This is a genomic window from Myceligenerans halotolerans, assembly GCF_054782975.1.
The window spans coordinates 1-19,916 of record NZ_BAAGRL010000024.1 but is presented as its reverse complement, the minus strand read 5'-3'; the positions used below and the strand labels follow the sequence as shown (position 1 = coordinate 19,916).

The window sequence follows — 19,916 nt, the reverse complement described above, 5'->3', positions numbered from 1 at the left end:
CGAACTCGGACACCTCGGCGGGGCTCATGGTCGTGGTCCGTCCAGGAGGCCCTCGACGGACCGGACCGCGACCCGCGCCGCGAGCACCAGCTCGCGCCGGCTGAGCGGGTTCTCCGCGCGCCGGGTCCACCGGTCGAGGGCGCCGCGTGCGGCGTCGGTGACATCGGCCGTGGAGGCATCCGCGGGCAGGTCGAGCCGGCGGCGCGAGGTCGCCCCGTCCCCGCCGACCAGTCGCTCCAGGTCGGTCAGCGCCTCGTGCGGGCCGGTGACCCAGCCCGCCCGCAGCGCCGACAGGACCCGCAGCTCCGCGAACGCGTGCGCGGACGCCACGACCTGCTCGACGACGGTCGCCACCCGATCGCCACCGGGCACCGGCTCTGCGGCGAGCAGCGCGTCGAGGGCGAGCAGCGCCGAACGTGACTTCAGGACGTCGCGCCGGCCGACGAAGAGCGAGTCCAGCACGGCGCGCAGCTCCCCCACGCCGCTGCGCGCCGTCAGCTCCCGCGCCAGCTCGGTGGCGGTCGCGACGGCCTTCTGGCGCAGGAGCACCGTCGCCAGACGCAGGCCGAACAGCCCGAACCGCTCCAGCAGTGCCGTGCGCTCGAGGCCGGTCAGGCCCAGGCCGGGCTCCCGGTCGACGAACCGGTCGGCGGACAGCAGCAGGTCCTCGGCGTCGGCCACCGGAAGGGCGGCGACCTGGCGCAGCCGGGCCACCTCGTCCTCGGTGAGCGTCGCGGCGGTCTCGGCGAGCAGGCCCGCGACCGGGACGACGGTCTGCACCATCCGGCGCACCGTGGCGTCGCGGCGCAGGCGCCCGGCGATCCGTCGCGCCGACGCGAGCGCGTCGATGCGGCCGACGCCGATCTCGTCGGCCCGCGACAGGACGCCGATCGCGTTGACCGGGTTCGGGCGGGACACCTCGGTGTCGTGGAACGCGTCGAGGAACGCCACGTCCTGGGGGTGCAGGTGGCGCATGAGGTAGACGACGGCGTCGGCGGGGGTCTCGTCGTCGGCCAGGAGGTCCCACGTACGCTCGGTCGACGACGGGTCGAGCGAGCCGATCCCCGGCGTGTCCACCAGCGTCCACGTGCGCAGCGCCTGCGAGGGCCAGCTGACCTCGAGCCGCTCGACATCATCGGGGGCCAGGCCGTTCAGGTCGATCTCCAGCGCGCCGTCGTCGCGGTGGAAGGTGAGGTCGGCACGGCCGCCGTCGCGCAGCCCGGCGGTGACGCCGTACGTGTGCCCGTCCTGGTACCAGGTGACGATCCGCGTGCACTCGCCCGCGTCGGTGGGCGCGAGTCGCTCCCCGACCAGCGCGTTGAGCAGCGTCGACTTGCCGGCCTTGACGCGACCGGCGACGGCGACGCGCAGCGGCTCGTCCAGGCGGGCGCGCAGGGCGTCCAGCCGCGCCGCGTGCTCGGTGCCCGCGTACGCCTCGCGCGCCAGGTCGACGGCGACGCGCGTGCGGTCCAGCAGGGTGGGTCCCGGCACGGGGATCATGCGGCCACCGCCTCGGCGCGACGGTTCAGCTCGGCGAGGCGGCCCAGCTCGGCCGCGATGTCCTTCCGCCGCCGGGCACGATCCTTCTCGTCGCGGCGGGCGGCCTCGGTGGCCACCCGCAGCGAGTCGGTGGTGGACCGCTGGATCTCGTCGGCCCGCGCGGCGTAGTGGTCGCGCAGCTGCCGCTGCACCCGGCGCATCGTGTCGCGCGAGTCCTTGCCGACCCGGAACGCGGCCTCGTCGCAGTACCGGCGCACGGCGTTACGGGCCTGGCTGCGGCGGTTCTCCAGCTGCCGCTTCTTCTCCTGGCGCAGGCTGCCCAGCCCCATCGCGAGGCCGATCCCGACGGCCACCGGCCCCAGGGACAGCCCGATCAGGCCGCCCAGTGCCGTGAACATCAGGACGCCCAGGTACGAGCCCTTCAGCGCGGTGAGAGCCTGCTTGCGCACGCTCATCCGGGCGAGGTCGAGACGCTGGCGCACGTCCAGCCGGGCGAGGAGCTCCTCCGGCGTGCGCACCGCCAGGTCCGAGAGCACCGGCTCGGCGGCCTCGCTGAAGTGGGTCCACACCTGCTCGCTCAGCTCCTCCGCGCGTGTCCGCAGGAGGGTGTAGCTTGCCACCATCTCCTGCGCGACGGCTGCCTCCAGCCACGCCTTGAGCTGCGGCCACGCGTCGGCGGGGTCGGCGCGCTCGATCCAGTCGTCGGCGGCGTCGATCAGTCGCCGGACGCGGGCGCGCAGGTCGTGGTCGACGTCGGCGGTGAGGTCGGTGACGCCGTCGGAGAGGGTCTGGTTCCACCGGGCCGCCGACCCGCGCAGCTCGGCGGCGCGGGCCTGCGCGCGCTCCAGATCGGCCATGACCTCGCGTGCCCGGTCCGGGTCCGCCAGGATTGCGTCCTCCGCCTCGAACTGGGTGGCGATCTGGCCCGCGACCTGGGCCGCCTCGGTGGCCGCGGACGCCGCGACCTTCCGCGCGGCGCCGTCGGTCACCCGGCCGGACACGAACCGCACGACGTCGCCGAATCCGGACTCGGCGTTCAGTTCCTTGTCCCTGGCGCGGACCGCGCGGGACCGCAGCACGGAGGAGACCGGCATCACCGGGACGCCGGGTGCCGTGTCGTCCAGGTGGCCCCTGTCGAGGTCGGCGATGGTGCGCCACGCGGGGTAGAGGTCGGTCTTGGTCAGCACGCAGACCAGCTCCGGGCCGCTGTCGCGCACCTTGCGCACGAACTCGGCCTCGACGGCGGTCAGCTCCTGGGAGGCGTCGGTGACGAAGAGGACGGCGTCGGCCATCGCCACCGCCGCCAGGCTGGCCGCGGCGTGCGCGGACTCCAGCCCGCCCACGCCGGGGGTGTCGACCAGCACGAGCCCGCCGCGCAGCAGCGTCCGTGGCAGCCGCACGACGACGCCGGACGGTCGCGCGGGGCCGGTGTCCACCGGGGCCGACGGGTGCGGCCAGGCCGCCGGGGCGGACGGATCGGACGGCTCGGGCTGCTCCATGATCACGCGCGCCGCGGCCTCCAGGTCGACGGGCTCGCGCCGGGGCGGGTCGCCTGCCCACAGGACCTCGGCCGACCGGGTCTCACCGTGCTCGATATAGGTGGGCAGGGCCGTGGCGACGTCGTCGTCGACCGGGCAGACCTCGGCACCGATCAGCGCGTTCACCAGGGAGCTCTTGCCCTGCTTGAAGTCGCCGACCACCACCACGTGCACGCGCGGGTCGTCCAGCGTGGCCAGCGCGGTGTTCAGGCGTGCGGCGAGGTCCTCGCGGCCGTAGGCCCGGCAGGCCTCCAGGCCGAGGTTCACGACTGCCCTGGCGCGGTCGACCGCGGGCGCCGCCGGGGCGGCGGGCGATCCGGGGCCGCCGGTCCCGGTGGATGGTGCGCAGGCGGGAGGCGTGCCGTCCACGACGGGTGCCTCGGTGCGAGTCATGATCCCTCCTCGGATGCGTCTGGCCCGGCAGGCGCCCGGAGCCCGGCGGGTGGTACCGCGCGGTGCCGGCGGACCGTGGCCGACGCCCGGTCCGCCGGCACCGCGGAAGTGCTCGTCGGACGGACCTTCACCCGGCGATCTCGATCTCGCTGTCGTCGACGTTGGTCCCGATCTCGGTGTTCTCGATGGTCGTGTCGACGTCCGCGCGGATGTCGGTCTCGATCTCGGTGGTCTCGATGTCGGTGTCGATGTCGGTGGTCTCGATGTCGATGTCCGTGGTCTCGATGTCGGTGGTCGTGGTCTCGATGTCGGTGGTCGTCGTGTTGGCCTCGACCTGCGTGATGTCGGTGTCGGTGAAGCTGCCGGTGGCGTCGCCGCCGTCGGAGAACGCCCCGCCGCCGGACACCTCCACGTCCTGCGCGCCGGAGACGTCGCCCTGGCCGAAGCCGAGCGCATCCGACTCCACGTCGGTGTCGTCACCGGACTGGATCCCGGTGAACGACCCCGTGTTCTGGGTGGCGCTGCCCTCCTCGACCTGCGCGAGCGCGGCCTCGTCACCGGTGTTGACCTGACCCTCGACGTCCTCGACGACGGTGTTGTCCTCACCGACGACGTTCTCCTCGCCCACGACGTTCTCGTCCCCGGTGACGTTCTCGTCCCCGACCAGGTTCTCCTCGCCGGAAACCACCGTGTTGTCGTCGCCGACGGCGCTGCCGTCCCCGGAGACAGCGACGGCCTCCTCGCCGACGGCGTTGCCCTCGCCGGAGACCGCGGTGCTGTCCTCGCCGAGGGCGTTGCCGTCCCCGGACGCGACGAGGTTGTCCTCGCCGACGACGTTGTCGTCGCCCGAGGTGACGGTGTTGTCCTCGCCGAGCACGTTGTCGTCGCCGGAGACCGCCGTCGCGTCGCCGTCGACGGCCGCGGCGGAACCCTCGCCGAACGCGTTCGCCGTCTCCTCGCGGGACGACAGGTCCAGTCCGAGGAAGCCGTCCACGTCGCCGTCGACGTCCACCTCGACATTCCGCGACTCGTCCGTGAACGAGCGGTCGATGATGGTGGTGACGGACTCGTCGCCCTCGTAGACGGTGTAGGTCACGTAGCTGACCTGCTGCGTGACCTGCTCCAGCGTCGCACCCTGGGACTGCGCCGCACCTGTGCCAGCGCCTGTGCCCGCGCCTGCGCCTGTACCCGCGCCGGAGCCGGCACCCGCACCGCCAGGCCCGCCGAAGCCGGGACCGTCGAACCGCCCGCCGCCCTCGCCACCGTCGAAACCCTCCTCGCCGCGGCCGAAGCCGCCCGTGCTGCCGCCGCCGAAGCTCGCCTCCCCGTCGGAGCCACCGGACACGGCCTCGCCCTCGTCGCCGGCGTTCGCCGTGAACGACTCGAAGCCCTGCCGGCTCACGCCTTCCACGCCGGCCTCTCGTGCGGCCTCGAACACGTCGGCCTCCGACAGGTCGGCCTCGGTGATCCCGCGGGCCGCGAGTGTCCCGGCGGGCTCCTGCGCGAACTGCAGCGCGTTCTCGCGGTCACCGGTGATCCACTCGACGAGTTCGCGAAGCATCTCCTGAACGTTCATCCTTCTACCTCCGTGTCGTGTCGGAGCCGGTGGTCCCGGCCTCTGCGACAAGCTTCCATCCGAGGCGGGCGCCGCCGAATCGGGGACTTCCCTCGCGCACCACGGGGGTCATGGGGGGATCGTCTCCGTTCGCGGGTCGCCGGGGTCCGCGCCGAGGTCCTCGCGCAGCGCGGCGAGGAACTCCGCACGCGTCGAGACGCCGAGCCGGGTGCGCATGCGAGCCACGTGGTGCTCCACGGTCTTGGGCGACACGAACAGCTGGGCGCCGATCTCCCGGTGCGTCCGCCCCGCCAGCACCAGGCGCCCCACCTCGATCTCCCGCTCGGACAGGACCGAGCGGGTGGTGCTCTGCCCGGAGCCCTGCCGGAACTCCCTCGCCCGCTCCAGAAGCCGGCGCGCGAGGGCGGCGTCAGGTGTCCGCACCCCCGCCTGACCGGCGAGACGGGATGCCTCCCACGGCAGCCCGGCGGCGTGGAGCGCGTCGGCCGCCGACGTCACGTCGTCGCCGTCGACCCGGTCGGCCAGCGCGTCGGCCCAGCACCGGGCGGCGGCCGCCTGGGCGGTCACCCGGGCAGGAGCGCGCACCGCCGGGGCGCGGGTGGCCGGGGTGCCGCCGAGCAGGTCGCGCAGCTCGGCCAGCTCGGCGGCTGCCACGTCCGCCGAGGCCGGGTCGTCCCCGACGACCGCCACCTGCAGATCGGTCCATGCCAGCAGCGCGGTCCACGGCGCTGCACCGAGGACCACGGCGTACTCCCGGAGAGTGGCGCGCACGCCGTCGGCCCTCCCGGCGCTGCCTGCCCGGGCGGCGGCGACCACCAGCTCCTCGACGCACTCGGCGTGCAGCAGGTCGACGGCCTCCCTCGCGAGGAGGTGTTCGGCGTCGGACCACGCGGCGCGGGCGGCGGCCACGTCTCCCGACCGGCGCGCCAGGCCCGCCCGCAGGCACACCGACAGCAGCACGTCGCGGCCGTCGCGCGCGGTGTCCCCCGGTGATCCGCCGGGAGCGGTCAGCGCACGCGCCTCCGCGTACCGGCCGCCCCGTAGGGCGACCCATCCCGCCAGCAGGCGATGCCGCTGCACGTGGCCCGGCCCGCCCGAGCCCGCCGACAACGCGTCCTCGAGCAGATGCCGGGCTGTCGCCGGGTCGCCCACGGCGGATGCGACCAGCGCGCCGAGGGCGTGCGGCGTGTCCGGCAGGGGCGTCTCGGCCGTCGCGCGATCGAGTTCCTCGGCGGCCTCGATCAGGAGCGGCAGTGCACGAGCGGGCTCGGCCAGGAGCCTGCCGGCCTCCGCCATGCGCAGGGCGAGGCGGCCCTGGTGCGGGTCGCCGGCCGGGGCGGCCTCCGGTCCGGCGTGCTCCTCGGCCATGCCGCCCGCGGCCGCCACCCCCGTCGCCGCGAGCAGCGGCACCGCCAGCAGGCGGCCGGTCGCACCGCCGCCCGCGAGCTCGCGCGCCGCGCGGGCCGTCCGGCCGGACCGGGCGAGGGCGACAGCGGCGTGCAGCGCGGACCGGTCCCGGACCGCGGGCGCGCCGGACAGCGCACGGTCCAGTTCCTGCCGCTCGCCCCGGGTGAGGTCCGCCACGATGGCGCGTGCCACGGACGGGACGAGCCGCTCGCCACCGGGGGCGAGCAGTCCGGCCTCGTGCAGGGCGCGCAGTTCGGCCGCCACGACCTCCGGCGCCACCCCGATCGCCTCCGCGAGCGCGGCATGCGGGAGCGGTCCCAGGTCGTGTGCCGCGGCAAGCACGCGTGCGACGTCCACCGTCCTCGGCTGCCGCGCGAGCGCGCGCTGCACCCGGGCGCGGAGAGCGGCGGTCACCGGTCCGGCGCCGTCGGCCAGCGCCACCACCAGGGCAGGAAGGCCGCAGGTGTCCGCCGCGAGCGCCGCGGCCTCGGCGGGGCCGGGGTGTGCGCCCGTGCGCTCGGCCACGAGCAGCGCCACGTCGCCGTCCCCGAGCGGGTCGCACTGCACGACGCCGTCGCGCGCCGCCAGGCCGTCGAGCTCGGCCAGCGCGGGGTCCGTGATCCCGGGCCTGCGTGACAGGGACACGGGAGTGCCCGCGCGTGCGGCGGACGTGAGCCGGCGCAGGAGGTCGGGCGGGTAGTCGTGGGCGTCGTCGATGAGCACGGGCTTGGTGCCCGAGCCGGTGTGGGCAAGCAGTCCGGCGAGCGCGGCGGGGTCGGGGACGGCGTGCCGCACGCTGCCCGCGGATCGGATGGCGGCGTGCAGATGATGGGTCCGTCCGGACCCGTCGACGCCGATGACCACCACCACGGGGACAAGTGTCGCGGTCGGTGGGTGCCGCGTCCATGGCCTGGGGCGACGGGATGTGATCGCTCGGCGACACACCCGTCCCGGTTGCCGGTGCCGGGCGTACTGACAGCGGCCGGACGCCGCGGACCGGTACACGCCTTCGGGGGCGGCGCGTTCGCGCCGCCCCCGAAGGTCTGTATCAGGCGGTGCCCGTGACGGTCGAGCCGTCGCGGGTCACCGTGTACTCCAGGGTCTCGCCGCTCCAGTAGTAGAACGTCAGGGTCACCGGGGAGTCGTCGGTGACCTCGCTGAAGAATTTCTGGGTCAGCTCGATGGTCCCGTCCTCGTAATCGGGCTCGAAGGTGTCCCAGAACGCCTTGTAGGTGGTCCAGTTGTCGGGCCCGGCCGCGGTGCCGTCGGCGTAGACGGCCTCCATGGTGGCCAGCTTGTCGCCGTTGAACGACGCGGGGATCAGCAGCGAATCGGTGGTGCCGGAGGCGTCCTCCAGGGTCGGGTCCTCGTAGCTGATCACGTTCAGCTTCCACGGCATGCCGTCGGAGTAGCGGACCTGAAGCTCTGCGGTGGTCCCGGGCGCCCGGTCGCCGATGATGTATTTGAGCAGCTTCTTCTTGAGCGTCAGGGTGGTGCCGTCGATCCTGTAGTCCCGGCGCTCCTTCAGCTTGATGTTCCCGAAGTACAGGTCGGTGAACTCCTGGCCGTTCGGGTTCAGCGTCACCGACTGGTTCTTCACCTTGCCCGACGCCTCGACGAACACGAGGTCGGTCGAGGCGGTGCCGGAGCGGGTGGTCCACGCGGTGGAGATGTAGTCGAACTGCTCCTGGTCGCGCCACTCGCGCATGAAGCGGTCGAAGTGCGTGCCGTTGTCCCACCACATGGTCGTGATGCCCGAGGTGCGGGCGAGGTAGCCGAAGTGCTCGAAGAACTTCAGGGACTCTCCGCGCTCGACCCTGTTGCCGTAGTTGTCGTGCAGGCTGTACTCGCCGATGATGACCGGGACGCCCTGGGAGACGAAGGTGTCGACCTGGCGCTGGAAGTCTTGCGCCATCAGGTCCTGGACCTCCTCGTTGTAGGTGGTGTACCCGGCGATGTTGACGCTGAAGGGCCAGAAGCCGTAGTTGTGGGTGGTGGCCGCCAGCATCGGGTCGTCGAGCGCCACGATCTCGGCGGCGAGGGCGTCCATGTTGTCCGGGTCGGATCCGGTGTGGAGCGTCGGCAGGACGAGCAGCCGGTCGGTGTTGTTGTCGCCGGAGGAGCGCACGATCTCGTGGAACGAGCTGTTCAGCTCGGCCATGAGCCGGTGGTCCTCTGCGCCCCCGCCGGACCAGGATGCGTCGAAGCCCACTTCGTTCACCGACTCGAACATGAGCTCCTGCGGGTAGTCCTTGAAGGTCTCCGCGATCTGGGTCCAGGTGGCGCCGTACTGGGCCATCACCTGGTCGTGCTGCTCGGGCTGGGCCAGGTTCGTGATCCACTGCCACGAGTCGTGGTGCGTGTTGATCATGACGTAGAGGTCGGCGTCGAGGGCGAAGCCGACGATCTCTTGCACGCGTTCCATGGTCTCGGGCTCGACCGTGTAGTCGGGCGCCGGACCGGTGTGGTTGCCCCAGCTGACGGGGATGCGGACGGAGTTGAAGCCTTCGGCCTTGATGTCGTCGAAGAAGGTCTCGTCGACGCGCGGGTTGCCCCACGCGGTCTCGCCGCCCTCACCGCAGCACTGGGCGTCGAGGGAGTTTCCGAGGTTCCAGCCCGGCTGCATGGCCGCGACGATCTCCGCGGACGACGTCGGCGCGGCGGACGGACTCTGCTCGGCTGCCGTCTGCGCGGGTGCCGTCTGCGCGCCGGCGGGGGCGGTGAGGCTCGCGGACAGCGCCAGCCCGGCCGCCAGGGCGGCGAGCTTCTTCCAAGGGGGTCTCTTCACGGTATGCCCTTCTTCGCGCACGGATGGCGCTCAACGGGCGGTTGGCTCCCCGTCGAGCGCGCTTTGAGTGATGAGCGGCGATCGCTCGCCGCATCGTGGCCGGGCCTTGCAGTCGCTTCGACGGGGCCACTCCCTCGAAGCGCTTCAACAAAGTAGGACATCGAATCACCGGTCCACAACCCCTGGCTTGCACCCCGGGGCGCAACCCACCGGCCCGGATATCACCGGTTCCGAGAGGAATATCGTCGAAGCGCTTCGAGCGACGTCGACACGATCGGAGGTCTTCCGCCCCCGCGACCTCTTGGCCCCGGTGGTCGGCGCCCCGTGCGATCGGACCTGTTGGACTACTGGAGCGTCCAGCGTTGGTTGTCGCCGCCGTGGCAGGTCCAGAGGATGATCTGGGTGCCGTTGGCGGTGCCGGCGCCGTTGGCGTCCAGGCAGAGTCCGTTGTGGACGTTGGTGATGGTGCCGCTCGAGTTCACGTTCCAGCGCTGGTTGTCACCGCCCGAGCAGTCCCAGATCACCACCCGGGTGCCGTTGGTCGAACCCCAGCCCTCGGCGTCGAGGCACTTGCCGTTGACCTCCAGCTCGCCCGCGGAGGTGTGGTCGAACGACTGGCCGGAGGTCTGCCCGCAGTCCCACAGCTGCGCCTGCGTCCCGTTCGTCGTCGAGGAGTTCGGGATGTCCAGGCAGCGATCCGACGCCGCGCCCACGATCGCGACGGACCCTGACGGCTGGCCCGGGTCGTCGTCACCGAGTGCGCTCATGATGGCGTCGACGATGCCCGGTTGGGTCACCCCGTAGGACGTCCGGTGGAACAGCCCGAACCCGTACTGCCCGTTCACGCCGTTGTCCCAGTAGATGGTGGCCGCCCCGTACTCCTTGGCGGTAGCCACCAGCGTGTGCGCGAAGTCCTCGCGGTACCGGCCGTTTGCCGAGTCGTGCGACGACTTGTCGATCGAGCCGTACTCGCCGACGACGACCGGGTACCCTCGCGTGACGAATGCGTCGTAGGTCTTTCGCAGCTGCGAGTCCAGGTAGTCCTCCTGCCCCCACGTGGACGTTCTTGACGGATCGGTTGCGCCCGGCCCCCATTGGGTGATGTTCCCGTTCTCCTCTCCGGCAAAGTCCCACGGAGAGTAGTAGTGGACGGAGATCATGATCCGCTGCTCGTCGCCGGGAACGGAGGACGATCGGTGGCTGTCCGTCGGAATCTCGAAGCCGTAGTCCCCCGCGGTGTAGTCGATGTTCGTGTTCCAGCCAGGGACGAGCAGCCACCTCGAGCTGTTGTTTCCGCCGGTCTGCCGCACGGTGTCGACGAAGATCTGGTTGTAGCTGTTGATGTTCGAATAGCACGGCTGAGTGGGTTCGCCGTACTGTCCGTCGAACTCCTCGTTCATGGACTCGAGGATCAGGCGCTCGTCGAACTGGACGGGCCGAACCGGAGCCCATCGCGTCCTACGGAGCTCGTGGTCGAAGCGTTTCAACTTGACCGTGGCGTGGGGCCGCGAAGATGCTGCTCAATGGAACCTTTCGAGGGGCGCGCGGACGAAGGTCTCGCCTCTCGCCTACCGACAAAGGCGCTTGTCGCACCACCTCCGACCACGTCGGCAGCGCGGCCGACGTCCTCATCGAGTGCCGTCGAAGCGCTTGACCGGTCCGGGGCTTCGGGTGCAGGATTCGGCGCAGGTCAAAGACGCCCGCCACATGCCAGGAGCCAGAATGAATGCGCTGCCAGCAGAAAGCACGGAGAGCGTTACCCCACGAGGAGTGGGAACACGATTCGCGCGGAGGTGGCGTGCTTTCGCCGTGGCGTTGGCCGCGGTCGCCGCGACGTTCGCCGCGGTCCCGGTGGCCGGGGAGGCCCGGGCGGCCACGATCGATACGGCCGCGTCCTACGTGCTGACTTCTCGGCACAGCGGCAAGGTGATCGATGTCGAGGGCGCGTCGACGTCGGACGGTGCCTCGGTCATTCAGTGGACCGGTACGGGTGGTGACAACCAGCGGTGGCAGTTCGTCGACGCCGGTGACGGCTACTACGAGCTGCACGCCCGGCACAGCGGCAAGGCCATCGACATCGCCCAGGGCTCGGCGGCCGACGGCGCCGACGTGGTCCAGGCGAGCGCCACGGGCGCCACCAGTCAGCAGTTCCGCGTGGTGGACACCGACAGCGGGTACGTCAAGCTCATCAACCGCAACAGCGGCAAGGCGCTGGACGTGTGGGGCTGGTCCACCGCCGACGGCGCCCGCATCTCCCAGTACACCGACACCGGCGGCGCCAACCAGCAATGGCAACTCACCAAGGTCGACACGGACCCCGGCGACGTCCTGTCCCAGGTGCACACCGCCGGCCGCGTCAAGGCCGACGGCGACACCGCCCGGTACAGCTGGCCCGGCATCTATTTCGAGGGCCGGTTCCGGGGCACCGGGGTGGGGATCGTGCTGAACGACCCTGCCGCCGACTACGACGTCGAGGTCGACGGCGCCACCGTCGACACCCTCGTGACGCCCGGCCAGACCACGCACTGGGTCGACGGTCTGAGCGACGCCGAGCACACCGTGCGCCTCGTGAAGCGGAACGAGAGCCCGTGGAGCACCAGCGAGTTCGGCGGGTTCGTCGCCGCCCCGGGCGGCGAGATCCTCAACCGCCCGGCGGCTCGCAGCCGGCAGATCGAATTCATCGGCGACTCGCTGACCGTCGGCTACGGCAACACCTCCACCAGCAGGGACTGCCCCGGCGATCAGGTGAGCCGCACCACCGATACCGACCTCAGCTACGGCGCGCTGACCGCCCGCAGCCTGTCCGCCGACTACCAGGTCAACGCGTTCTCCGGCAAGGGGATGGTGCGCAACTACAACGGCGGCGATCCTGGCAACCACTACCGCGCCTACTACGACCGGGCGCTGCTGAACGTGGCGGACGTCGTCTGGGACCCCGGTACCTGGCAGCCACAGCTCGTCGTCGTCTACCTCGGCACCAACGACTTCTCGACCGCCCTCAACCCCGGCGAGCCATGGACGACGCCGGAGAGCCTCGCCGCCGACTACCGCACCGCCTACGGCGACTTCGTTCAGAAGCTGCGGGCGCGCTACGGCACCGGCACGACCATCGTGGCCGTCGGCGCCGGCTCGTTCGCGGACGACGTGCAGCAGGTGGTGCAGGAGCGCGCCGACGCAGGCGACAGCCGGGTCCGGTACTGGTTCCTCGACGACACCGGCCTGGACTTCCTCGGCTGCGACTGGCACTACTCCACCCGCGACCACCAGATCGTCGCCGACCGGTTCAGCACGTTCGTCGACGGCCTGACGCTGGACTGGTAGCCGCGCGCGACGCACCCCCGCGACGCGATTCCCAGCGCTGACCCCTCCGTCACCGAGCCACGGCCGCCGGCGGCGCGCTCTCGCACTCGTCGCCGGTCGCTCGGGCGGACCTGCGCTGCTCGGTGAACAGGAGGGCCGCGGTGAGCAGCACGAGCACGGCCGCCGACCCGTGGACCGCGAGCGCGTAGCCGACGGTGCCGCCGTGGGTGATCACGGCGACCATGTCGCCGATCGGGATGATGGCGTCGACGAGGACGACCCAGGGCAATGCCCGGCGCTGCCCCAGTATCAGCAGCACGAGGGCGGTGAGTCCGTAGGCGATGTCGCGGACGCCCTTCACGGTGTAGTAGCCCGCGGCGTTGCCGGTGGGCCAGGGGTCGATGCCGAACCCTGCTGCGGCGTCGGCGCCGTTGATCAGGAAGTTCAGGCCGAAGAACAGGCCTGCGCAGACAGTCAGGGAGACGAGGACGGTGTTGAGACGCTTCACGAGGACTCCATTTCTAGCAGTGCTAGGAACACGGTCGACGATATCCCTATCGGCGATTCCGTGTCTAGCAGTGCTAGCATCGAGGTCGTGTCGATCCAGGAACGACGTGAGCGCGAGCGGGCTCAGCGGCACCGCTTGATCGTGGAGACCGCGCGGAAGATCGCCGAGGCCGAGGGGTGGGATGCCGTCACGACGCGGCGTCTCGCCGAGGAGGTCGAGTACAGCCAGCCGGTGCTCTACAGCCACTTTCCCGGGAAGGAGGCGATCGTCCGGGCGGTCGCGCTGGAATCGTTCGGCGAGGTGTCCGTGCTGCTGCGCGCCGCCCGCGAGGCTGCGGAGGATCCACGGGCGGCGCTGCGCGCAGTCGCCGAGTTGTACCTGGCATTCGCCGTCGAACACCCGGCGCTGTACGAGGTGATGTTCGTCCGGCCGCTCGACGTACCCTTCGGCACCGCGGAGACTCCCGAGCCGCTGCGGTCCGCGTTCGGCGAGCTGGCGAGCGCCGTCGCCCCGTTCGCGTCCGGGTCCGACGTCGAGACGACGACCGAGGTGTTGTGGGGCGGGCTGCACGGCCTGGCCACCCTCGGTGCGGACGGCCGGCTCCGACCCGACTACGCCGCCGACCGGCTCGACCGGTTCCTGGCCGGGCTGACGCGGCCGGACCCGACCTGACGGAGCTGCCGGCGGGAACCGGCCGGCGCATCCGAGCCGTCTACCTGACGTGTCCGACGACGACGTGCCCGCGCAGCGGTGCGGCGACGCCGTCAGGATTCTCGAACTCCGCCAGTTCCGTCCGGGCGCGATGCCGGATCCGGTCGTAGCGCGGCCGGTGACTCGCGCGGCCGGTCACGCTTCGCCTGCAGCTCCGCTCCGGTATACGGTCGTGGCGGCCCGAGGAGGATTGAGGATTTCATGATCAGCGACGAGAACCCGGTCGACATCAAGCCCCGCTCCCGCCAGGTGACCGATGGCCTGGAGGCCACCGCGTCCCGGGGGATGCTGCGCGCCGTCGGGCTGGGCGACGACGACTTCGCCAAGCCCCAGATCGGCGTGGCCAGCTCGTGGAACGAGATCACGCCGTGCAACCTCTCGCTCGACCGGCTGGGCAAGGCGGCCAAGGAGGGCGTGCACGCGACGGGCGGCTATCCGCTGGAGTTCGGCACGATCTCCGTCTCCGACGGCATCTCGATGGGGCACGAGGGCATGCACTTCTCGCTGGTCTCCCGAGACGTCATCGCCGACTCGGTCGAGACGGTCATGCAGGCCGAGCGCCTGGACGGGTCGGTGCTGCTGGCCGGGTGCGACAAGTCGCTGCCCGGCATGCTGATGGCGGCCGCGCGCCTGGACCTGTCCAGCGTGTTCCTCTACGCCGGGTCGATCATGCCCGGCTGGGTCAAGCTCACCGACGGCACGGAGAAGCAGGTCACGATCATCGACGCCTTCGAGGCCGTCGGGGCGTGCGCGCGCGGGCTCATGAGCACCGAGGACGTCGGCCGGATCGAGCGCGCGATCTGCCCCGGCGAGGGCGCCTGCGGGGGCATGTACACCGCGAACACGATGGCGTCGGCGGCCGAGGCCCTCGGCATGTCCCTGCCCGGCTCGGCCGCGCCGCCGTCGGCCGACCGCCGCCGCGACGCGTGGGCGCACCGGTCGGGCGAGGCGGTGGTGAACCTGCTGCGTCAGGGCATCACCGCGCGCGACATCCTGACCAAGGAGGCGTTCGAGAACGCGATCGCCGTGGTCATGGCGTTCGGCGGGTCCACGAACGCCGTCCTGCACCTGCTGGCCATCGCCTACGAGGCCGAGGTGGAGCTCACCCTCGACGACTTCTCCCGCGTGGCCGACCGGGTGCCGCACCTGGGCAACCTCAAGCCCTTCGGGCAGTACGTGATGAACGACGTCGACCGCATCGGCGGCGTGCCGGTCGTCATGAAGGCACTGCTGGACGCCGGGCTGCTGCACGGGGACGTCCTGACGGTCACGGGACGCACCATGGCGGAGAACCTCGCCGAGATCGCGCCGCCCGACCCGGACGGCAAGATCCTGCGCGCCATGGACGACCCGATCCACCGGACCGGCGGGATCACCATCCTGCACGGGTCGCTGGCACCCGAGGGCGCGGTCGTGAAGTCGGCCGGGTTCGACTCCGACGTGTTCGAGGGCACCGCCCGCGTGTTCGAGCGCGAGCGCAGCGCACTGGACGCCCTGGAGGACGGCACGATCCAGGCCGGTGACGTCGTCGTCATCCGCTACGAGGGCCCCAAGGGCGGCCCGGGGATGCGCGAGATGCTCGCGATCACCGGCGCGATCAAGGGAGCGGGGCTCGGCAAGGATGTCCTGCTCGTCACGGACGGCCGGTTCTCGGGCGGCACCACCGGGCTGTGCGTGGGGCACATCGCACCAGAGGCGGTGGACGCCGGGCCGATCGCGTTCGTGCGCGACGGCGACCGCATCCGCCTCGACGTGGCGGCCAAGACCCTCGACCTGCTCGTGGCCCCGGCCGACCTGGAGGCCCGCCGAGCGGGCTGGGCCCCGCTCCCCCACGGCTACACACGCGGGGTGCTGGCCAAGTACACGAAGCTCGTCCAGTCGGCGTCCCGGGGCGCGGTGCTCGCGTAGCCCGGCCGGCGGCGAGGGCCCCGCCGTCTGCTGTGCGAAGAAAGGGCTGCACGTCGCCGCGGCTCCGCCCAGGATGGCGTCATGACCGTCTACGACCCCTTCGCCGCCGGCCCGTACCCCGTCACGAGAACCACACGCGGCATCGACCTGGACACCGGCCTGGGCAGGCCGCATCCGGTCAAGACGTGGCTGCCCAACGACGAGACGCCGGGGGGCGAAGCCGCCGGAACCGCGGGCCCGACCGTCCTGTTCTCGCACCGCGGCGGCGCCCACCGGGGCTCGGCGTCGTTCCTGTGCGCGCACCTGGCGAGCCACGGATACCGGGTGCTCGCAACCGACCACGCCGAGACGGTCGACGAGACCCTCGGCAGCGCGCGGCCCGGGGAGGACGCCGCCGGCCGGGCCGCACGCGCGGACCTGATCGCCCGGACGCGCGTGCTGGAGCTCAGCGCGCTGCTGGACCGGGCGGCGTCTGACGGCGCGGAGCGGATCGCCGTCGTCGGGCACAGCATCGGGGGCTGGACCGCGCTGACCGTCGCACAGGCCGATCCCCGGGTGGGCGCCGTCGTAGCCATCGCGCCCGCGGGTGGCCCCGACCCGAGGCCCGGCGTCTACCAGGTGACACTCGACCCGGTACGCAGCGTGCCCACCCTGTACCTCACCGGGGCGCAGGACGTCTCGACACGCCTGGCAGGGATCCGCGACATGGTCACGCGCACGCCCGACCCCGTACGGCTCGTCGTGCTGGACGACGCCGACCACTACCACTTCGCGGACGACGCCCGCACCGAGCACGAGGCGATCCGGTCGGAAGCGAGGTCCGTGCCGCTCCTGAGCTGGGTCCGCGAGATGCGGGAGATCGGCGAGCTGATCGATCCGGACATCGCGCACGCCTTCGCGCGAGGACTCACTCTCGCACACCTGGACGCGACGCTGCGGGGTCGGCCCGAGGCCGCCGCACTGCTGGCCGGAGACCTGGCAGCGGACCTGGCGGCCCGCGGCGTCCCGGCGACCGAACCGGAGCAATCGAGAACCGGCGGCTGACGGAAAGATACGAGGTTGAGCCAGGCGACGCTTCCGCGGAAGGGATCGCCCACCCGCTCCGAGATGCCAGACGCGGTACGCCCCAGCGGCAGCGTCGCCCGGCGACCTCCGCCAGCGCCACCGCCCGGTTCAGCAGCACGACGGGCGACCCCGTCATCTCCACGAGCACGTCGTAGAGCCCGAGGATCTCCACCCAGTCGGTCGGTTGCGTGGCGGCGGGCCGTCGTGGTGAGCCAGGCTCCCGGCCGGTCCGGGATGCCGTCCCGCGCCCAGGTCCGCAGCGCGGTGGTGAAGGCCTCGGACGTCGCTTCCTCGGCGAGGTCGAGGTCACCGGACCACCGCGCGACGGTCGCGAGCACGCGCCCCCACTCCTCGCGGAACGCCTCCTCGACGGCCTGCCCGACCGCTCCGCCGGCGGCCGGCCCGGCCGCACCGGATCCCGGTACGGCGCCCGGACGGCCGCTCCCGGCGTCGGACATCGGCTCAGTCCTCGCCGATGCCCAGCGGCCAGAAGGGGCGCAGCTCGATCGCGCCGCCGAACGCCATCGGGTGCTCCGAGGCGATCCTGACGGCGTCGTCCAGGTCGGTCGCCTCGATCACGTCGAAGCCGCCGATCGACTCCTTGGCCTCGGTGAACGGGCCGTCGGTGACGAGCACCTCCCCGCCGCGGACCCGGGCGCCGACGGCGTCCTCCTGCGGGCGCAGCCGGTCGCCGACGATCCCGGCGCCGCTCCCGTACACCTTCTCGGCCCGCTCCTCGATGGGCATGGTGGCCTCGGTGTCCCCCGGGTCCTCCGGCGTGTTCAGCACGAGCATCAGGTAACGCATGTGAGTCTCCCCTCGTCCGGCGCGACCGTTCGTCGCGTCCTGCTTACCCGACGAACGGCGATCCCGGCTCTCGACGCCCCGGACCCGAACCTTGCCATGCAAGTCTTGTATTGCAAGTCTTGCTACGCAAGGTTAGAGTTCTCGTCATGACCGAAGAGCGCATCGCCACGAACCTCCGCAAGGGGGTGCTCGAGTACTGCGTGCTCGCACTGCTCTCGCACGGTGAGAAGTACGGCCTCGAACTGGCCGCCGATCTCACCGGACGCGAGCTCATCGCCGGCGAGGGCAGCCTGTATCCGCTGCTGGCCCGCATGCGCGAGAACGGGCTCGTCGAGCCCCGCTGGGACGCGTCCGGCACCGGGCGCCCCCGCCGCTACTACGCCATCACCGACGCCGGCACCGCCCAGCTCGCCACCTTCGCCCAGGTCTGGAAGTCGCTCGGCACGCAGGTCGACGCCCTGCTGGAGGGATCCCGATGACCAGGAGGACCACCATGACCGAGAGGACCACGATGACCGCGAACGCCGAGGACTCCTACCTGCGCGACGTCGGCAAGCGCCTGCGGGCACTCACACCCGAGCAGCGCGAAGCCGTGCTCGACGACATCCGGGCCCATTTCGCGGATGCCGCGGACGCGGGCCGCACCCCCGAGCAGGCCGCAGTGAGCCTCGGTGACCCGGCAACGTTCACCGAGCGGGTGCGGGCCGAGCTGGGCCACGACCCCGGGCGGGCCGACCGGATCCGGCGGGTGCTGCAGTGGCTGGCGACGGCCGTGGCGGTCTTCACCGCGATGTTCGTCTCGTTCCTGTGGCCCGACGAGTCCCTCCCGGGCCTCGACACCCAGTTCGAGGAGTACGGCTTCGGGATCGTGCTGTGGAACCTGATCCCCGCGCTGATCGCGGTGCTGCCGATCCTCGTGCCCGCACGCGCCCGTACCCTCGCGACCGCGTCGTCGGCGATCGCGCTGACGGTGGTGAGCTTCACGAGCGTCGACAGCACCTTCTTCGTCCCCACCGCCATGCTCGCGTGGGCCGCGCTCGTCACGCCGGTCATCGCCCGCAACGGCCGGCCCGCCGTCGGCTGGCGCATCGCCGGCGGCGTCCTCACGGCTCTGCCCGGGTTCTGGGTGCTCGGCGGCGCCTTGACCGGCACCATCGACCTGACCGTCGAATCCGTGCTCTCGGTCGCCCTCATCTTCGCCCTCAGCACGCTGATCATCCGCGGCAAGGCGTGGGCGGGCACCATCCTGGCCGTGGTCGCGGCGGCGACGATCGTCCTGGTCACGCTCACCCCAGGACTCCTTCTCCTCGCCGTCTGGTGGTCCGGCGGGCTGCTCCTCACCCTCGGCGCGAGCCACGCCCTCGCACACGCCCGGCCGCGAGAGCACGCACGCGCGCAACCAGCTCCCTGAGCCTCGTCGCCCCGCCCGCCCTCAAGCTCGCGCGGGCAGGTGTGGTCGGTCTGTTGTCCATGCGGTCGGTCCGCTGAAGGGCCGACCGCATGGACAACAGACCGACCACACGACAGGTCGCCGACTCCATCCAGTTCACCGAGTCCCGTCCCCTCGCCCGCTCTCACGCAGCGCGACCTCGAGCTTGTACAGCGCGGGCTGGATCCTCCCCCGCGGGAACGTGATGGTCTGCGCGGCGGCCGTCGTCGGCACGAAGTCGCAGCCCTCCTCCACGAGCAGGACTACACGATCCAGCCCGTACCGTCCCTGGAACAGCCCGACCTCGTGCACCACGTTCTGCCGCGCCAGCCGCCGCCCGTCCGGTGTGACGTCCTCCGCCGTCAGGACGCACACCGCGAAGTCGCACCGGTCCAGGTACGGTGGGGGCATTCAACTCCGTACCCGGGGGAGTTCAGGCACGGTATGCCTGAGCGAGCGCCGCAAAGCGGGGACCGCGTCGTCGGGTGGCCCGGTCGAGGAGAGTGCGCATCGTGACACGGCCGAGTGGCTGGGCGGCTGCCCAGTAGGGAGCCAGGCGATGGGCTGCTTCGAGGTGGGTGAGGGCGTCGTCGTATCGGCGGGTCGCGACCGACGCCGCAGCCAGCTGGAGTTCGTGGCCTGCTTCCTGGAACGCGGGAAGGCGTCCAGGGGTGGTGCCGAGTTCGGCGGCTCGACGCAAGGCTGCTTCGGACTCCCCGGTACGAGTGAGGTGTTCGACTTCGTGGAAGGCGACAGCGCGTGTGCTGAAGAGCGCTGCTTCGCTGACGATGCTGGTCCTGATTCTCGCGGCGGCCGAGCGCGCTTCCGCCAGCATGTCCACCGCGCGGCCAGCCGAGCCATTGGCCACGGCAGCAGTAGCCGCGTTGAACAGCAGGTTCCCGAATACTGCGGCGTGCACCGGCTCAGACCCGGATCCGTGGGTAGCCGGGATCGGCCTGCGTGTTGACAGGGAAAAGACCCCTTCT

General features: G+C 71.9%; 17 protein-coding genes and 1 pseudogene. 6 read left to right on the top strand and 12 right to left on the bottom strand.

The annotated features are described in order from the left end of the window. Nucleotides 1-24: 24 nt before the first annotated feature. The 6 genes from ACYVK5_RS16395 to ACYVK5_RS16370 form a co-directional block, all read right to left on the bottom strand. Nucleotides 25-1,500: a dynamin family protein gene (locus tag ACYVK5_RS16395; protein WP_460706902.1), complete on the bottom strand. Its 1,476-nt coding sequence runs from the start codon at nucleotides 1,498-1,500 to the stop codon at nucleotides 25-27. Next, nucleotides 1,497-3,431 (bottom strand): dynamin family protein, encoded by a 1,935-nt coding sequence (locus tag ACYVK5_RS16390; protein WP_460706900.1) that lies wholly within the window; start codon nucleotides 3,429-3,431, stop codon nucleotides 1,497-1,499. The genes ACYVK5_RS16395 and ACYVK5_RS16390 overlap by 4 nt, the downstream gene beginning before the upstream one ends. A gap of 127 nt (nucleotides 3,432-3,558) precedes the next feature. Beyond that, complete coding sequence (locus tag ACYVK5_RS16385) at nucleotides 3,559-5,007, bottom strand: hypothetical protein (RefSeq protein WP_460706898.1); 1,449 nt, start codon at nucleotides 5,005-5,007, stop codon at nucleotides 3,559-3,561. A gap of 108 nt (nucleotides 5,008-5,115) precedes the next feature. Continuing rightward, nucleotides 5,116-7,284, bottom strand: a complete 2,169-nt coding sequence (locus ACYVK5_RS16380) for a LuxR C-terminal-related transcriptional regulator (RefSeq protein ID WP_460706896.1) — start codon at nucleotides 7,282-7,284, stop codon at nucleotides 5,116-5,118. Nucleotides 7,285-7,462: 178 nt separating this feature from the next. Further along, on the bottom strand, nucleotides 7,463-9,202 hold the full coding sequence (locus ACYVK5_RS16375) for a cellulase family glycosylhydrolase (protein ID WP_460706894.1): 1,740 nt from the start codon (nucleotides 9,200-9,202) through the stop codon (nucleotides 7,463-7,465). A 344-nt stretch (nucleotides 9,203-9,546) separates the two neighbouring features. Continuing rightward, nucleotides 9,547-10,689 (bottom strand): ricin-type beta-trefoil lectin domain protein, encoded by a 1,143-nt coding sequence (locus ACYVK5_RS16370; RefSeq protein WP_460706892.1) that lies wholly within the window; start codon nucleotides 10,687-10,689, stop codon nucleotides 9,547-9,549. A 322-nt stretch (nucleotides 10,690-11,011) separates the two neighbouring features. On the opposite strand from ACYVK5_RS16370, the gene ACYVK5_RS16365 reads away from it, so the two are divergent. Then, nucleotides 11,012-12,523: an RICIN domain-containing protein gene (locus tag ACYVK5_RS16365; RefSeq protein ID WP_460706890.1), complete on the top strand. Its 1,512-nt coding sequence runs from the start codon at nucleotides 11,012-11,014 to the stop codon at nucleotides 12,521-12,523. A 49-nt stretch (nucleotides 12,524-12,572) separates the two neighbouring features. On the opposite strand, the gene ACYVK5_RS16360 is transcribed toward ACYVK5_RS16365, so the two are convergent. After that, nucleotides 12,573-13,010: a DUF4267 domain-containing protein gene (locus tag ACYVK5_RS16360; RefSeq protein WP_460706888.1), complete on the bottom strand. Its 438-nt coding sequence runs from the start codon at nucleotides 13,008-13,010 to the stop codon at nucleotides 12,573-12,575. A 60-nt stretch (nucleotides 13,011-13,070) separates the two neighbouring features. Here ACYVK5_RS16360 and ACYVK5_RS16355 point away from each other — a divergent pair, with 60 nt between their 5' ends. Then, complete coding sequence (locus ACYVK5_RS16355; RefSeq protein ID WP_460706886.1) at nucleotides 13,071-13,682, top strand: TetR/AcrR family transcriptional regulator; 612 nt, start codon at nucleotides 13,071-13,073, stop codon at nucleotides 13,680-13,682. A 40-nt stretch (nucleotides 13,683-13,722) separates the two neighbouring features. On the opposite strand, the gene ACYVK5_RS16350 is transcribed toward ACYVK5_RS16355, so the two are convergent. Beyond that, nucleotides 13,723-13,860 (bottom strand): hypothetical protein, encoded by a 138-nt coding sequence (locus ACYVK5_RS16350; protein ID WP_460706884.1) that lies wholly within the window; start codon nucleotides 13,858-13,860, stop codon nucleotides 13,723-13,725. Nucleotides 13,861-13,922: 62 nt separating this feature from the next. On the opposite strand from ACYVK5_RS16350, the gene ilvD reads away from it, so the two are divergent. Together ilvD and ACYVK5_RS16340 are read left to right on the top strand one after the other, a co-directional pair. Beyond that, nucleotides 13,923-15,629, top strand: coding sequence for a dihydroxy-acid dehydratase (gene ilvD / locus ACYVK5_RS16345; RefSeq protein ID WP_460706881.1), 1,707 nt, complete (start codon nucleotides 13,923-13,925; stop codon nucleotides 15,627-15,629). A gap of 81 nt (nucleotides 15,630-15,710) precedes the next feature. Next, nucleotides 15,711-16,673: an alpha/beta hydrolase family protein gene (locus ACYVK5_RS16340; RefSeq protein WP_460706879.1), complete on the top strand. Its 963-nt coding sequence runs from the start codon at nucleotides 15,711-15,713 to the stop codon at nucleotides 16,671-16,673. A 254-nt stretch (nucleotides 16,674-16,927) separates the two neighbouring features. Here ACYVK5_RS16340 and ACYVK5_RS16335 read toward each other — a convergent pair. Then, nucleotides 16,928-17,152: pseudogene (locus ACYVK5_RS16335) on the bottom strand (RNA polymerase subunit sigma-24); the annotation flags it as partial. A gap of 4 nt (nucleotides 17,153-17,156) precedes the next feature. Then, nucleotides 17,157-17,501 (bottom strand): YciI family protein, encoded by a 345-nt coding sequence (locus ACYVK5_RS16330; protein WP_460706877.1) that lies wholly within the window; start codon nucleotides 17,499-17,501, stop codon nucleotides 17,157-17,159. 146 nt (nucleotides 17,502-17,647) lie between these two features. Between ACYVK5_RS16330 and ACYVK5_RS16325 the strand changes: the two genes are divergently transcribed. Continuing rightward, a complete protein-coding gene (locus ACYVK5_RS16325) occupies nucleotides 17,648-17,980 on the top strand; it encodes a PadR family transcriptional regulator (RefSeq protein WP_460706875.1) in 333 nt (110 codons plus the stop codon). A gap of 14 nt (nucleotides 17,981-17,994) precedes the next feature. Beyond that, nucleotides 17,995-18,912 (top strand): HAAS signaling domain-containing protein, encoded by a 918-nt coding sequence (locus ACYVK5_RS16320; RefSeq protein WP_460706873.1) that lies wholly within the window; start codon nucleotides 17,995-17,997, stop codon nucleotides 18,910-18,912. Between the two features lie 135 nt (nucleotides 18,913-19,047). Here ACYVK5_RS16320 and ACYVK5_RS16315 read toward each other — a convergent pair whose 3' ends face one another. Both ACYVK5_RS16315 and ACYVK5_RS16310 read right to left on the bottom strand, forming a co-directional pair. After that, the gene (locus ACYVK5_RS16315; protein ID WP_460706871.1) at nucleotides 19,048-19,341 is read right to left on the bottom strand and encodes a TIR domain-containing protein; all 294 of its coding nucleotides are present in this window, start codon (nucleotides 19,339-19,341) and stop codon (nucleotides 19,048-19,050) included. 22 nt (nucleotides 19,342-19,363) lie between these two features. Then, on the bottom strand, nucleotides 19,364-19,916 hold a 553-nt coding region (locus tag ACYVK5_RS16310), incomplete at its 5' end, for a hypothetical protein (RefSeq protein ID WP_460706869.1).